We start from the raw sequence: 14,893 nt of genomic DNA on the forward strand, positions 1-14,893 counted from the left end.
ATGCCCATCGAACTGCTGCCGGAAACCCCTTCGCAAACCGCCGGCCCATACGTACACATCGGCCTGGCCCTGGAAGCGGCCGGCAACCCGACCCGTGCTCAGGAAATCTGGAACTGCCTGGCCAAGCCAGACGCCCCAGGCGAACACATCCTGTTGATCGGCCATGTATATGACGGCAACGGCCACCTGGTGCGGGATTCGTTCCTGGAAGTGTGGCAGGCGGATGCCAACGGCCAGTACCAGGATGCCTTCAACCTGGAAAATGCCTTCAACAGCTTCGGTCGCACCGCCACCACCTTCGATGCGGGTGAGTGGACCTTGCAGACGGTCAAGCCGGGTGTCGTGAAGAACGCTGCGGGCGTGCCCATGGCGCCGCACATCAACATCAGCCTGTTTGCCCGAGGCATCAACATTCATCTGCACACGCGGGTGTATTTCGATGACGAGGCAGATGCCAACGCCAAGTGCCCGGTGCTCAACCTGATCGAGCAGCCGCAGCGCCGCGAGACGCTGATTGCCAAGCGTTGCGAGGTGGATGGGAAGACGGCGTACCGTTTCGATATCCGTATTCAGGGGGAAGGGGAGACAGTCTTCTTCGACTTCTGATTCAAGCCTGGGGCTGCCTTGCAGCCCCTTCGCGACCCAAGGCCGCTGCCACGGATATTGCGATAGCGCGATATTCGTGGCAGCGGCTTCGTCGTTGAGCCGTCAGCGCCGGACCAGCAACACCCCACTCTCCATGTGGTGGGTATAGGGGAACTGGTCGAACAACGCACAGCGCTCGATCTGGTGCGTGTCCTGCAACTGGGCAATGTTGGCCGCCAATGTTTCCGGATTGCACGAGATGTACAGGATCCGCTCGAAACGCCGGGTCAGCTCGCAGGTGTCCGGGTCCATGCCGGCCCGTGGCGGGTCGACGAACACCGTGCCGAACTCATAGCGCTTGAGGTCGATGCCTTCCAGGCGGCGGAACGGGCGAACGTCGTTCAAGGCCTGGGTCAGTTCCTCGGCCGACAGGCGCACCAAGCGCACGTTATCCACCGCGTTCTCGTCGAGGTTGCTCAGTGCGGCATTGACCGAGGTCTTGCTGATTTCGGTGGCCAGCACCTTGCGCACGCGGGTGGCCAGCGGCAGGGTGAAGTTGCCGTTGCCGCAATACAGCTCCAGCAGGTCGTCGTCGCGCTCGCCAATGGCGTCGTAGGCCCAGTTCAGCATCTTCTGGTTCACCGCGCCATTGGGCTGGGTGAACGCACCTTCCGGCTGGCGGTAGCTGAACACGCGGCCCGCCACGTCGAGCTTTTCCACTGCATAGTCACGCCCGACCACCAGCCGCTTGCCCTTGGAACGACCGATGACGCTCACCCCAAGGTCGCTGGCCAGTTGGCGCGCAGCCACTTCCCACGCCTCGTCCAGCGGGCGGTGGTAGCACATCGTGACCATCGCATCGCCGGCCAGGGTGGTGAGGAACTCCACCTGGAACAGGCGGTTTCCCAGTGCCTCGCTGGCCTGCCAGGCCGCTTTCAGGCGCGGCATCAGCGCGTTGATGCGCTCGCTGGCGATGGGGAAATCGTCGATCAGGATCGCCTTGTGTTTCTCCCCGGGGGCGAACATCGCATAGTGACGCTGGCCGTCCTCGCGCCACAGGCGGAACTCGGCCCGCAGGCGGTAGTGTTCGCGGGGCGACTCGAAAACAACCGGCTCCGGCGCGCCGAAGGGCGCCAGCAGCTCTCGCAGCCGGGCTACCTTGGCGTCCAGCTGCGTGGCGTAGGAGGAGGGGTCGAAGACAGCACTCATGCGTTGAACCAGCCCAACTTGATGACGAACAGGATGGAGAGGATCACCAGTGCCGGGTTCAGGTCGCGGTGGCGGCCGGAGATCAGCTTGACGGCGGTCCAGGCGATGAAGCCGAAGGCAATGCCGTTGGCGATCGAGTAGGTCAGCGGCATGGCCAGGGCAGTGACCACCACGGGGGCCGCTTCGGTGACATCGTCCCAGTTTATTTCCGCCAGGCCCGAGGCCATCAGCACCGCGACGAACAGCAGCGCCGGGGCAGTGGCGAAGGCCGGTACGCTACCGGCCAGCGGGGCGAAGAACAGCGCCAGCAGGAACAGCACGGCAACCACGATGGCGGTCAGGCCTGTGCGGCCACCGGCACTCACGCCCGCAGCCGATTCGATGTAGCTGGTGGTGGTCGAGGTGCCCAACAGCGAGCCGGCCATGGCCGCGGTGCTGTCGGCGATCAGGGCGCGGCCCATCTTCGGCATGTGGCCGTCCTTGCCCATCAGGCCGGCGCGCTTGGCCACACCGATCAGGGTACCGGAGTTGTCGAACAGGTCGACGAACAGGAAGGCGAAGATCACGCTGACCAGGCCAATGTCCAGGGCGCCTTTGATGTCCAGCTGCAGGAAGGTCGGTGCCAGCGATGGCGGCATCGAGACCACACCACCGAACGGGGTCACACCCATCAGGATGGAGGCAAGCGTGACCGCCAGGATACCGATCAGGACCGCACCGCGGACCTTGAGCGACTCAAGGCCAACGATCAGGAAGAAGCCCAGGGTGGCGAGAATCGGAGCGGGTTGCTTGAGGTCCCCCAAACCCACCAGGGTGGCAGGGTTATCGACGACGATGCCGGCATTGTGCAAGGCGATCAGCGCCAGGAACAGGCCGATGCCGGCGGCGATCGCCGAGCGCAGCGGCAGCGGGATGCTGTTCACGATCCATTCGCGGATGCGGAAGATCGACAGCAGGAAGAAGCACACCGCCGAGATGAACACTGCACCCAGCGCCACCTGCCAGGTGTGCCCCATATGCAGGACCACGGTGTAGGTGAAGAACGCGTTCAGGCCCATGCCCGGTGCCAGGGCGATCGGGTAGTTGGCGATCAGGCCCATGGTCGTCGAGCCGATGGCCGCGGCCAGGCAGGTGGCGACGAAGATCGCCCCTTTGTCCATGCCGGTCTCGCCGAGGATACTCGGGTTGACGAACAGGATGTAGGCCATGGCCAGGAAGGTGGTGACGCCCGCGAGAATCTCGGTGCGCACATTGGTGTTGTGTGCTCTTAGTTGAAACAGCCTTTCCAGCATGCCCGCTCCCCAAGGCGCCCCCGGCGCCGTGAATGTATCGACCCCATCAGCAAAGCACACGTCGTGGCGAACGGTGGTTTATGTGGGGCGGAAAAAAGCCGCGCATCATACCAGCATGGGGGGCCGGGGAGTATGGCCGTCGGGAGGGCTGTTCGGCCCTATCGCCGGCCAAAGGTACCTCGGCGACGTGCAGGCACCGGTGCAGGCCACGCTTCAGCTGTTGTGAAGCCGATCCCGCTTGGCCAACGTCGGGAACAGTTTTATCCACACCCCAGTCACCACCAGCGTCCCCACGCCACCCAGCACGACCGCCGGCACCGTGCCGAACCAGTGCGCCGTGACTCCGGATTCGAACTCTCCGAGTTGGTTCGAGGCACCGATGAACAACCCGTTCACCGCGCTCACCCGCCCGCGCATTTCGTCCGGTGTCTCCAGCTGTACGAAGGCGCCACGGATCACCATGCTGATCATGTCGGCCGCGCCCAGCACCACCAGTACCGCCAGCGAGAACCAGAAAGAGGTGGACAAGCCAAAGGCGATGGTCGCCACGCCGAACACGCCGACAGCGGTGAACATGGTCCGGCCCACTTTGCGCTCCACCGGGAAGCGTGCAAGCCATAGCGACATGAGCAGCGCTCCCACTGCAGGCGCCGAGCGCAGCAGACCAAGGCCCCAGGGGCCGGTGAGCAGGATGTCCTTGGCGAACACTGGCAGCAGCGCGGTGGCTCCGCCCAGCAGCACCGCGAACAAGTCGAGCGATATCGCCCCGAGAATATCGGGGCGGCTGCGGATGAAGCGGATCCCAGCCATCAGCGATTCCAGGCTGGCGCGGCCACGCTGAGTCACCTGCTGGCGGGATTCGAGGCTGAGCATTAGCAGGCAGGCGGTGGCATACAGGGCCACGGTTGGGCCGTATACCCAGATGCTGCCGAAGGCGTACAGGAACCCCCCCACGGCTGGAGCGATGATGGTCGCCGCCTGAGTCGCCGAGGCCGAGGCCGCCACCGCCCGCGGGAACAGTCCAGGCGGCACGACATTGGGCAGCAGGGCCTGGGTGGCCGGCATCTCGAACGAGCGGGTCGCCCCCAGGAGGAAGGCCAGCGCGAAGATTAGCTCGCGGGTGACGTTGTCGGTCAGGCTGCCCACGGCCAAGGCCAGTGCGATCAGCCCCTGGAGGCTTTGGCAGAGCGCGGCGACCTTGCGCCGGTCATAGCGGTCGGCGACATGCCCGGTGTGCAGCATGAACAGCACGCGGGGAGCGAACTCCACCAGACCGACCAGGCCCAGGTCGAGGACATTTCCGGTGAGCTGGTAGAGGTGCCAGCCGATGGCCACGGTGAGCATCTGGAAGCCGCTGGCGGTGAACACCCGGGCGAGCCAGAAGGCCAGGAACGGACGGTGGTGACGCAACAACTGCGGTGCGGAATCGGACATCGGAAACCTGTGGGCCTCGGCGCAGTAGAGGGGGCGGCAGGTTATCATCTGTTTGTAACAAGCGGTTACTGTTTGCCCAAATCGGCACTTTTTCACACCCTGGTAAAGTGGGTGGGGCAACCGGTCACGCGGCAATCCACCACACCGCCCAACGGTCCAATCGGGACTATGCTTCCAGAAAATTGTTGACTTGGATCAATCGTTGCGGTTGCAACGATACCGTCAGCGATTTTGGCCTTTTGGCCGGATTCCCTGCAGTCGAACAGAACAATTCCAACGCGCCGCACTCGACTACCGTGGGGGCAGTGGGTGATTGGGCCACACGCCCGGTCGCCGGATTATCTGAAGAGGAAGCACCATGTTCGGCTTAGAAGCCCTTGAGCTCGCCCGAATCCAGTTTGCCTTTACCGTGTCCTTTCACATCTTGTTCCCAGCCATCACCATCGGGCTGGCGAGCTACCTCGCGGTCCTCGAAGGCCTTTGGCTCAAGACCCACAACGATGTCTACCGCGACCTCTACCACTTCTGGTCGAAGATCTTCGCCGTCAACTTCGGCATGGGTGTGGTGTCCGGCCTGGTCATGGCCTATCAGTTCGGCACCAACTGGAGTCGATTCTCCGATTTTGCCGGTGCCGTTACCGGGCCATTGCTGACCTACGAGGTGCTCACGGCGTTCTTCCTCGAAGCCGGTTTCCTGGGTGTCATGCTGTTTGGCTGGAACCGTGTCGGTCGCGGCCTGCACTTCTTCGCCACGGTCATGGTGGCGCTCGGGACCCTGGTCTCGACCTTCTGGATCCTGGCGTCCAACAGCTGGATGCAAACACCCCAGGGCCACGAAATCATCGATGGCCGGGTGGTACCGGTGGACTGGCTGGCGGTGGTGTTCAACCCATCGTTCCCCTACCGCCTGATGCACATGGCCACCGCCGCCTTCGTCGCCACCGCCTTCTTCGTTGGCGCCTCGGCGGCCTGGCACCTGCTGCGCGGCCGGGATAACCCGGCGGTGCGCAAGATGCTGTCGATGGCCATGTGGATGGCCTTGATCGTGGCACCGGTGCAGGCAGTGATCGGTGACTTCCACGGCCTGAACACCCTCAAGCACCAGCCAGTGAAGATCGCCGCCATCGAAGGGCATTGGGAGAACGTGCCCGGCGAGCCGACCCCGCTGATTCTGTTCGGCATCCCTGACATGAAAGCCGAGACCACCCGCTTCAAGATCGAGATTCCCGCACTCGGCAGCCTGATCCTGACCCATAGCCTGGACAAGCAGGTTCCGGCGATGAAAGAGTTCCCGCCTGAGGACCGCCCCAACTCGACCATCGTGTTCTGGTCGTTCCGGGTCATGGTGGGCCTGGGCTTGCTGATGATCTTCGTCGGCCTGTGGAGCCTGTGGCTGCGCAAGCGCGGCACGCTGTACAGCAACCGCCCCTTCCTTTACCTCACCTTGTGGATGGGGCCATCCGGGCTGATCGCCATCCTTGCCGGTTGGTTCACCACTGAAATCGGCCGTCAGCCGTGGGTGGTGTATGGCTTGATGCGCACCTCCGAAGGGGTTTCCAACCATAGCTACTCCCAGCTTGGCTTCACCCTGGTGGCGTTCGTGGTGGTGTACTTCGCCCTGTTCGGTACCGGTCTTGGCTACATGATGCGCCTGGTACGCAAAGGGCCTAAGACAGGTGAGGGCGACGAGCACACGCCCGGGGGGCCTGGCCAGAAACGCACACCGGCGCGGCCGTTGTCCGCCGCCGATGATGGCAAAGAAGCCAACACCGTCAGCCTGAGCAAGGGGAACTGAGCCATGGGTATCGACCTTCCGCTGATCTGGGCGGTGATCATCATCTTCGGCGTCATGATGTATGTCGTGATGGATGGTTTCGACCTGGGAATCGGCATGCTCTTCCCCTTCGTCAAGGGCGAGCGTGACCGCGATGTGATGATGAATACCGTTGCGCCCGTATGGGACGGCAACGAGACTTGGCTGGTCCTGGGCGGGGCAGGACTGTTCGGTGCCTTCCCGATGGCCTATTCGGTGGTGCTCGAAGCGCTGTACCTGCCGCTGATCCTCATGCTGATCGGCCTGATCTTCCGGGGAGTGGCGTTCGAGTTTCGCTTCAAGGCCAAGGCCGACAAGCGCCACATCTGGGACAAGGCCTTCATCTGGGGTTCGCTGGTCGCGACGTTCTTCCAGGGCGTTGCGTTGGGCGCTTTCATCGAGGGCTTCAAGGTCGTCGATCGGCATTTTGCCGGTGGCACCCTCGACTGGTTGACCCCGTTCAGCCTGTTCAGCGGTCTGGGCCTGATCGTCGCCTACACACTGCTCGGCTGCACGTGGTTGATCATGAAGACCGAAGGGGCGCTGCAGCAGCAGATGCATGACCTGGCCAAGCCCTTGGCGCTGGTGCTGCTGGTGGTGATCGGTATCGTCAGCCTGTGGACGCCGATTGCCTATCCGCAAATCGCCGACCGCTGGTTCAGCATGCCCAACCTGGTCTGGTTCATGCCGGTGCCGATCCTGGTGCTGGTGACCTTCTACGGGTTGCTCAAGGCGGTGGCGCGCAATGCCCACTACACCCCGTTCCTGTTGACCCTGGTGCTGATTTTCCTCGGCTACAGCGGATTGGGTATCAGCCTGTGGCCGAACATCATCCCGCCGTCGATCTCGATCTGGGATGCCGCGGCACCGCCGCAGAGCCAGGGCTTCATGCTGGTGGGCACCTTGTTCATCCTGCCGTTCATCCTGGGGTATACCTTCTGGAGCTACTACGTGTTCCGCGGCAAGGTGACCCCTGACGACGGCTATCACTAGGAGGGCCGCACGATGACCGGTAAACATGGCCTGGAAGAGAAAAAGCCACTGTGGCAGCGACTGGGTTGGCTGGTGTTGATCTGGGCGTTGAGTGTCGCGGCACTGGGCGTGGCGGCTTACGTGATGCGCCTGTTCATGGGGGCGGCGGGTTTGACCACCCACTGAGCCTTTTGGCCTGATCGCCGGCAAGCCGGCTTGCCGGCGATCAAGCCCTGGACCTTAGCGACTCACTTGCGGGCTTTGAGAATCACGAACTTCGGTGTCGCCGCCACTTGCTCCACACCCCGGAACAGCCGCGACAGCTTGCTGTGGTAACCCAGGTGCCGGTTACCGACGATGTACAGCGCGCCGCCCACCACCAATGCCTCACGGGCCTGCTGGAACATGCGCCAGGCAAGAAAGTCGCCTACTACTTGCTGTTGGTGGAACGGCGGGTTGCACAGCACGACGTCCAGCGATTGTCTTTCCTGTCCTGCCAGCCCGTCGCCCGGCATGACGGTCACCGCGCGGTCGCCCAGCGCGGCTTGCCAGTTTTCCCGGGCCGATTGCACGGCCATGTATGATTCATCGACCAGCGTGTAAAGGGCGTCCGGGTTTTCCAGAGCGCTGGCGATCGCCAGCACGCCATTGCCGCAACCCAGGTCCGCCACGCGGGCCTGGCCCAGATGACGCGGCAGATGTGGGAGGAAGGCGCGGGTGCCGATATCCAGCCCTTCGCGGCAGAACACGTTGGCATGGTTGACCAGTTCGAGCGTCGGGGAGTCCAGGCGGTAGCGTGTCGGGTAGGGCGAGGTGGCGACTGTGCGCTCGGCGACCGTGGCCGTCAGCAGCCGTGCTTTTTTCTGAGCCAGTGACGCCTGTACCGGGCCGATGTACTTTTCCATCAGGTCGCCCGCAGCGCGCGGCAGGTGCTTGATCATGGCGCCGGCAATCACCTGGGCCCCGGGCGTCAGGTGACCTTGCAGACGGATCAGCTGCTCTTCGAGCAGGGCCAGGGTCTTGGGTACGCGCACCAGCACACGGTCGAAGGGGCCTTGCCAGTGTTCGCTGGCCGGGACGAAGGGCACGCTGTCATAGGCCTGGCCATTACGCGCAAGGTTCTTTTCCAGGGCCAGGCGGGCCAGGTGCGAGTCGCCGCTGCTGACCACCTGGAAGTGGCCGGCCAGACTGACGGCCAGGGCGCCGAAACTGTCATTGAGCACCAGTACTCGGCAGCCTGCGTCGTTCGCCTGAGCGTGCAAGTGCTCGAGCAGATACTCATCGGCGGCATCGAAAGCCTGCAGCGGGTCGTTGGCCTGCTCCGGCTGGCGGATCAGGTCGAGTTCGGCGTAGGGGGTGTTCAACAGGGGCATGGCGTCTGGCTCGGGTACGGATCTGCCCAAGGCGGATCGCCTCGGACTTTGCTGCGGATTCTACAGGGCTTTGCCGAAGGTCGCAGGAAAGGCTGTCAGATCCACCCGCGCAATGCGGCAATGGCAATGGCGCCTGCCTTGTTGGCGGCATTGGTCTTGGTGATGACGCTGCGGATGTGAAAGTTCACCGTGCTTTGCGACAGGGACAGGATGCAGGCAACGTCGGCGGCGGTCTTGCCGGCGGCCGACCACTTCAGCACTTCCAGTTCTCGCTCGCTCATCTTCGGTTGCGGGGGGCACAGTTCACTCAGGTGGTATTCGCCAATCACCGCGTGCAACGTTTGGCACAGCCACAGGACGCTCGCGCCTTTCTCATAGAGCTCTTGAATAACTATCGGGTTGCACGGTCTGGACACACTCAACTGGCTTTCGTTGTGCTGTAAATCGTGCACCGATTGGGTCCAGCCGTGACGCAGGCCGTGCAGGCAGGCGGCTTCACGAAACTGCGGCGCTTCACGATACAGCTCGTCCGACCAGAGCACCGGCATGGTTGAGTGGTGACTCATTTGCGCGGCCGCGTCTTGCTTGTGAAAGTCATCGCACTGACAGCGTGTGATCCATTCGTTCGGGTAGTTGCTATAGAGATAAAGCTTGGGCGTCTGCGTGGCGATCTGGATGCGAAGCTTCAGGCCGACGTATTCCATGCCGAGGTCCTGGGCCAGATGCACCGCCAGGTCGAACAAGCGAGAGGGGTCGCGCTCGGTGGCAAGCTCATGTAGATGCTCGGGCTTCCAGTGAAGCATCGGGTCACACTCCCTTAAGGCTCTTGAAGAATCCAATTCATTTGCACACAGCGATTGATTGTAGGAAAAGTCCGACTATTAAGTTGGGATTTTTTTGTTATAGCGATCAAGTTTTTCTGTGAATTTGACGTGATAATCCGACTTTGGCCCTACAATCCGACGGTTTTTATCCAGGCTGCTTTGCGCGACACTGGGGGCACGCCCACCATGGAAGCCCGTCATGACCGCCAGCGCCGAGAAGTTCACCCGTCAGACCCTGCTCGATGTTCAGCCGCTGACCCCCAGCCTGTTCAGCTTGCGCGTCACCCGTGACCCGGGCTTCCGTTTCCGCGCGGGTCAGTTCGCGCGGCTGGGCGTGACCAAGGCTGATGGCAGTGTGGTATGGCGTGCCTACTCCATGGTCAGCGCACCCCATGACGAATTTCTCGACTTCTTCTCCATCGTGGTACCCGGCGGCGAATTCACTAGTGAGCTGAGCCGGCTGAAAGAGGGCGATTCACTGCTGATCGATCGCCAGGCTTTCGGCTATCTGACCCTGGACCGCTTCGTCGGTGGGCGTGATCTGTGGCTGTTGGCAACCGGCACAGGTATCGCGCCATTCATGTCGATCTTGCAGGACTTCGAGGCCTGGGAGCGCTTCGACAACATCAAGCTGGTGTATTCCGTGCGCGAGGCCAGGGAGCTGGCGTATGTGGATGAGATCGCCGGGTTGGAGCTGCGTGACTACCTGGCGGAGTACGCGGGCAAATTGCAGTTCATGCCAGTGGTCACCCGCGAAAGGCACCCAGGCGCGTTGAATGCGCGTATCACCACGCTGATCGAAAACGGCGAGCTGGAAAAAGCGGCGGGGCTGGAACTGTCGCCTGAACATTCGCGGATCATGCTGTGCGGTAACCCGCAAATGATCGACGAGACACGCAAGGTGCTCAAGGCACGGGATCTGCACTTGAGCCTGAGTAAGCGCCCGGGCCAGGTGGCGGTGGAAAACTACTGGTAAGCGTCTGAAACGGTGCCGGTTCCGTAGCGGCCGGCTGGTCGGCGATGGGGGGCGCAAGGCGCCCCCAGCCATGTCACGGCAAGCGATTCTGGTTCTGCGTCTTGAGTAGATCGCGAATCTCGGTGAGCAGCGTTTCCTCGGCGCTCGGCACTGGTGGAGCGGAGGGCGCCACGGCTTCTTCACGCTTCAGGCGGTTGATCGCCTTCACGCCCATGAAGATGGCGAAGGCAACGATCAGGAAGTCGATGACGGTCTGGATGAACTTGCCGTAGGCCAGCACCACCGCCGGGACATCGCCCTCTGCGGCCTTCAGGGTCACGGCGAGGTCGCTGAAGTCGACACCACCGATGATAAGGCCCAGTGGCGGCATGATCACATCGCCCACGAAGGACGAGACGATCTTGCCGAAGGCGGCGCCGATGATGATACCTACCGCCATATCGACGACATTTCCCTTGACCGCGAAGGCCTTGAACTCACTGAGCATGCCCATGCTGGACTCCTTGTAACAAATGGTTAGGTAAACGCAGTGTAAGCCAACAAATCGCTTTATGCGTTGCATTCAGGCTTACCGACTGCGGCTGCAACGAATAGTTTTGTCGCATCCCGGGGCGTTCGAGACACGTCCCGCTCGGCTATCATGGCGGTTTTTTCCAGGAGACCGAGTCCATGGCCAAGGCCAAGCGCTTGTATGGCTGCACCGAGTGCGGCGCGACCTTCCCCAAATGGGCCGGCCAGTGCGGTGAGTGTGGGGCCTGGAACACCCTGGTCGAAACCATGATCGAAAGCGGCGGTGCAGCTGCACCGAGTGGCCGTACGGGATGGGCTGGGCAGCAGGCTCAGATCAAGACCCTGGCCGAAGTCAGCGTCGAGGAAATCCCGCGTTTCACCACCAGCAGCGCTGAGCTTGACCGCGTACTGGGTGGCGGTCTGGTGGACGGCTCGGTGGTGCTGATCGGGGGCGATCCGGGTATCGGCAAGTCGACCATCCTGCTGCAGACCCTGTGCAACATTGCCACGTCCATGCCTGCTCTATACGTCACGGGCGAAGAGTCCCAGCAACAGGTGGCCATGCGCTCGCGACGCCTGGGCTTGCCGCAGGACCAGCTCAAGGTGATGACCGAGACGTGCATCGAGACCATCATCGCCACTGCGCGCGTGGAAAAGCCTCGGGTGATGGTGATCGACTCGATCCAGACCATTTTCACCGAGCAATTGCAGTCGGCCCCCGGTGGCGTGGCTCAGGTGCGCGAGAGTGCGGCGTTGCTGGTGCGCTATGCCAAGCAGAGTGGAACCGCGATTTTCCTGGTCGGGCACGTCACCAAGGAAGGTTCGCTGGCTGGCCCACGGGTACTGGAGCACATGGTCGACACCGTGCTGTATTTCGAGGGTGAGTCCGATGGCCGACTGCGTTTGTTGCGGGCGGTGAAGAATCGCTTCGGCGCGGTCAACGAACTGGGCGTGTTCGGCATGACCGACCGTGGCCTGAAGGAAGTCTCCAACCCGTCGGCGATTTTCCTCAACCGCGCCCAGGAAGAAGTGCCGGGCAGTGTGGTCATGGCTACCTGGGAAGGCACCCGGCCGATGCTGGTGGAAGTGCAGGCATTGGTCGACGACAGCCACCTGGCCAACCCGCGCCGGGTCACCCTGGGCCTGGACCAGAACCGCCTGGCGATGTTGCTGGCAGTGTTGCATCGTCATGGCGGTATCCCTACGCACGATCAGGATGTGTTCCTTAACGTGGTGGGTGGGGTCAAGGTGCTGGAGACAGCCTCCGACCTGGCCTTGTTGGCGGCGGTGATGTCCAGCTTGCGCAATCGCCCGCTTGCCCATGGCTTGCTGGTATTCGGTGAAATCGGCCTGTCCGGCGAGGTTCGCCCGGTGCCCAGTGGCCAGGAACGCCTGAAAGAGGCGGCCAAGCATGGCTTCAAGCGCGCCATCGTGCCCAAGGGCAATGCGCCGAAGGAGGCGCCGGCAGGATTGCAGATAATTGCAGTGACACGCCTGGAACAGGCACTGGACGCACTTTTCGAGTAGCGTTTAACCCGTTGCGGCCCTTTGGCGGGTACTGCGCTGCGTTGAGCACCTACGGCGAGGGGGCCAAGGCAGGCCAATGAAAAAGGGGCCGACGATGCGCATCGGCCCCCACCTTACCGCTCAGTCAGCGGTCAATGCTCGGCAACCGGCGTTCGTCTGGGAGCTGCGTTGCCATGCTCGTCGAGCTCCATCACGGGCACTTCAGTCCCCTCGGCATCGAATAGCTTGCCGTCCTTGAAGTAGTCGCCATCACGCAACGCCGAGATATCCGAGTACTGGATGGTGCGCTCATAGGCTACGGCAAACACCGACTGCTGGTCCGAGTTACCCGCAGTGAAGTGGTTGAAGATCAGGTTGAGCAGAATCGCCATGATCGCCGCCGAGCTGATGCCCGAGTGGAAGATGGTCTCGAACCAGTTCGGGAAGTGATGGTAGAAGGTCGGTGCCGCGATCGGGATCATGCCAAAGCCCAGCGAAGCGGCGACGATGATCAGGTTCACGTTGTTCTTGTAATTGACCTTCGACAGGGTACGAATCCCGCTGGCCGCCACGGTGCCGAACAGCACGATGCCGGCACCGCCCAGTACAGGCGTGGGTACCGCGGCAATCACGCGTCCCATGATCGGCAGCAGCCCGAGTACCACCAGGATCACGCCACCGGTGGCCACCACATAACGGCTCTTGACCCCGGTCACCGCGACCAGGCCGACGTTCTGGGCGAAGGCGCTCTGGGTGAACGAGCCGAAGATCGGTGCCAGGATGCTCGATGCCATATCGGCGCGCAGGCCGTTACCCAGGCGCTTGGAATCGACCTTGGTGTCGATGATCTCGCCGACGGCGAGGATATCGGCCGAGGTTTCCACCAGGGTCACCATGATCACGATGCACATCGACAGGATCGCGGCGATGTGGAAGGTCGGCATGCCGAAGTGGAACGGGCTTGGGAAGGCGAACAGCGGGCCTTCGGTGACCTTGCTGAAATCGGTCATGCCCAGCGCCCAGGCAATCAGGGTACCGACCACCATGGCCAGCAGGATCGACAGGCGCGAGATGGTCGCGCTGCCCAGCTTGCTCAGCAGCAGGACGATGGCGAAGGTCAGCGCCGCCAGGCCAATGTTGGCCACACTGCCGAATTCCGGTGAGGCGCTGTTGCCCCCCATTACCCAGCGTGCGGCCACGGGCATCAGGGTCAGGCCGATGGTGGTGATGACGATACCGGTGACCAGTGGTGGAAAGAACTTGGTGATGCGCGAGAACACCGGGGTGATCAGGAAGCCGATGAACGACGCCGCCATGACCGCGCCTAGCACGCCTGGCAAACCGCCGCCTCCCTCACTGCTGAGAATCGCGCCCATGGTCGCCACGCCGGCGAACGACACCCCTTGCACCAGTGGCAACTGGCAACCGAAGAACGGCAGGCCAAGGGTTTGCAATAACGTGGCCAGCCCCCCGGCGAACAGCGACGCTGCGATCAGCAGGCCGATCTCGGCGGGGTTCAGGCCGGCAGCCTGCCCGAGGATCAGGGGGACCGCGACGATCCCGCCATACATGGTCAACACATGTTGCAGACCATAGGCCAGGTTGGCACCAAGACCGAGGTTTTCGTCCTCGGGGCGCTTGGCGGGAGACGTGCTAGGGGACGACGTAGTCATGGAGCAGGCTCTCTGTTTATTGTTGTGCGACTACTGTAGACATTTCCTACAAATCATTGCCACAACAATTGTATACAATATTTTGATTAGAGCAGGAACACAGATGCCCGCAAGGGGCGTTTTGCGTGAATGCAGAATGCGTTCCAACTTGTGAAAAGCTGTATCAGAGGGGTGTGTACAAAGCGCCGGTAACCCGGAAGAAAGCTGTCTGGGTAGACAAGAAACGTGATGTGGGAACTACGTTAGCTAGCTAAGAGATTTCATTCTTCGATGAGTTGGCGCAGTTCGCGCATCATTTCGGTGCTGTCGGCCACGTTCAATTCCACAAGACGGTGCAAATGCGTCATGGACTCGATGTCGATGTATAGGCAAGTGAAGCCGAGGCGGTGAGGTTCCTCATGGCGCAGTTCCACCTGCATCTTCACGCGGTTCTGTGGGTCGAGTTCGATGATCGCGTCGAAATCCTGGGTCAGGTCGGCATCCCAGGGTTGAGGGCATTCGACCAGCAAGCCCTTGAGCGACAGATCGAGCAGTTTCACCGGCCAGCGGCGATTGCCCTGGCGCAGTTCGGTGGGGGCATCGAAGGGGATGCGCTGAAAGCGGCGGCGTTCGTCGTGTGCGCTCATGTGAAAGCCCTCGTGGGTTCTTCCTGACTATAGTTATTGCTGTAGATGAATCAGGTACTCGAATCTGGCCGCAGAGGCTCTAGGCCAAAGCAGGTATGGC

14 protein-coding genes are annotated in these 14,893 nt (G+C 62.2%); 6 read left to right on the plus strand and 8 right to left on the minus strand.

Features of this window, described 5'->3' with window-relative positions; all coding sequences use genetic code 11:
- The gene (gene pcaG, locus VXM67_RS05970) at positions 1-606 is read left to right on the plus strand and encodes a protocatechuate 3,4-dioxygenase subunit alpha (RefSeq protein ID WP_023378693.1); all 606 of its coding nucleotides are present in this window, start codon (positions 1-3) and stop codon (positions 604-606) included.
- A gap of 102 nt (positions 607-708) precedes the next feature.
- On the opposite strand, the gene trmA is transcribed toward pcaG, so the two are convergent.
- The 3 genes from trmA to VXM67_RS05985 form a co-directional block, all read right to left on the minus strand.
- Positions 709-1,794, minus strand: coding sequence for a tRNA (uridine(54)-C5)-methyltransferase TrmA (trmA, locus tag VXM67_RS05975; protein WP_023378694.1), 1,086 nt, complete (start codon positions 1,792-1,794; stop codon positions 709-711).
- Positions 1,791-3,086: an NCS2 family permease gene (locus VXM67_RS05980; protein ID WP_023378695.1), complete on the minus strand. Its 1,296-nt coding sequence runs from the start codon at positions 3,084-3,086 to the stop codon at positions 1,791-1,793. The genes trmA and VXM67_RS05980 overlap by 4 nt, the downstream gene beginning before the upstream one ends.
- 213 nt (positions 3,087-3,299) lie before the next feature.
- Positions 3,300-4,520 carry an MFS transporter gene (locus VXM67_RS05985; protein WP_023378696.1) on the minus strand — a complete coding sequence of 407 codons (1,221 nt, stop codon included), beginning with the start codon at positions 4,518-4,520 and terminating at the stop codon, positions 3,300-3,302.
- Between the two features lie 358 nt (positions 4,521-4,878).
- On the opposite strand from VXM67_RS05985, the gene VXM67_RS05990 reads away from it, so the two are divergent.
- Genes VXM67_RS05990 through VXM67_RS06000 form a run of 3 tightly spaced genes read left to right on the plus strand, consistent with a single transcriptional unit; the run spans position 4,879 to position 7,491 of the window.
- Positions 4,879-6,315 (plus strand): cytochrome ubiquinol oxidase subunit I, encoded by a 1,437-nt coding sequence (locus tag VXM67_RS05990; RefSeq protein WP_023378697.1) that lies wholly within the window; start codon positions 4,879-4,881, stop codon positions 6,313-6,315.
- A 3-nt stretch (positions 6,316-6,318) separates the two neighbouring features.
- Positions 6,319-7,326, plus strand: a complete 1,008-nt coding sequence (cydB, locus tag VXM67_RS05995; RefSeq protein WP_023378698.1) for a cytochrome d ubiquinol oxidase subunit II — start codon at positions 6,319-6,321, stop codon at positions 7,324-7,326.
- A gap of 12 nt (positions 7,327-7,338) precedes the next feature.
- A complete protein-coding gene (locus tag VXM67_RS06000) occupies positions 7,339-7,491 on the plus strand; it encodes a DUF2474 domain-containing protein (protein WP_023378699.1) in 153 nt (50 codons plus the stop codon).
- 62 nt (positions 7,492-7,553) lie between these two features.
- On the opposite strand, the gene VXM67_RS06005 is transcribed toward VXM67_RS06000, so the two are convergent.
- Positions 7,554-8,678 (minus strand): methyltransferase, encoded by a 1,125-nt coding sequence (locus tag VXM67_RS06005; protein WP_023378700.1) that lies wholly within the window; start codon positions 8,676-8,678, stop codon positions 7,554-7,556.
- A 95-nt stretch (positions 8,679-8,773) separates the two neighbouring features.
- Entirely contained in the window at positions 8,774-9,481 is a 708-nt protein-coding gene (locus VXM67_RS06010) for an autoinducer binding domain-containing protein (RefSeq protein WP_027908037.1), read from the minus strand.
- A gap of 220 nt (positions 9,482-9,701) precedes the next feature.
- Here VXM67_RS06010 and VXM67_RS06015 point away from each other — a divergent pair, with 220 nt between their 5' ends.
- Positions 9,702-10,478 carry a ferredoxin--NADP reductase gene (locus tag VXM67_RS06015; protein WP_023378702.1) on the plus strand — a complete coding sequence of 259 codons (777 nt, stop codon included), beginning with the start codon at positions 9,702-9,704 and terminating at the stop codon, positions 10,476-10,478.
- Positions 10,479-10,551: 73 nt separating this feature from the next.
- Here the strand turns inward: VXM67_RS06015 and mscL are convergent, their stop codons facing one another.
- Positions 10,552-10,971 carry a large-conductance mechanosensitive channel protein MscL gene (gene mscL, locus VXM67_RS06020; RefSeq protein WP_023378703.1) on the minus strand — a complete coding sequence of 140 codons (420 nt, stop codon included), beginning with the start codon at positions 10,969-10,971 and terminating at the stop codon, positions 10,552-10,554.
- A gap of 176 nt (positions 10,972-11,147) precedes the next feature.
- Here mscL and radA point away from each other — a divergent pair, with 176 nt between their 5' ends.
- Positions 11,148-12,515, plus strand: a complete 1,368-nt coding sequence (gene radA / locus VXM67_RS06025) for a DNA repair protein RadA (RefSeq protein WP_023378705.1) — start codon at positions 11,148-11,150, stop codon at positions 12,513-12,515.
- A 131-nt stretch (positions 12,516-12,646) separates the two neighbouring features.
- Here the strand turns inward: radA and VXM67_RS06030 are convergent, their stop codons facing one another.
- Both VXM67_RS06030 and VXM67_RS06035 read right to left on the minus strand, forming a co-directional pair.
- The gene (locus VXM67_RS06030; protein WP_367237559.1) at positions 12,647-14,167 is read right to left on the minus strand and encodes a nucleobase:cation symporter-2 family protein; all 1,521 of its coding nucleotides are present in this window, start codon (positions 14,165-14,167) and stop codon (positions 12,647-12,649) included.
- A gap of 260 nt (positions 14,168-14,427) precedes the next feature.
- Positions 14,428-14,793 (minus strand): PilZ domain-containing protein, encoded by a 366-nt coding sequence (locus VXM67_RS06035; protein ID WP_023378708.1) that lies wholly within the window; start codon positions 14,791-14,793, stop codon positions 14,428-14,430.
- Between the last annotated feature and the right edge of the window lie 100 nt (positions 14,794-14,893).

Origin of the sequence: Pseudomonas sp. Rh2, assembly GCF_040762985.1 — a bacterium.
GTDB classification, from domain to species: Bacteria; Pseudomonadota; Gammaproteobacteria; order Pseudomonadales; family Pseudomonadaceae; genus Aquipseudomonas; species Aquipseudomonas taiwanensis.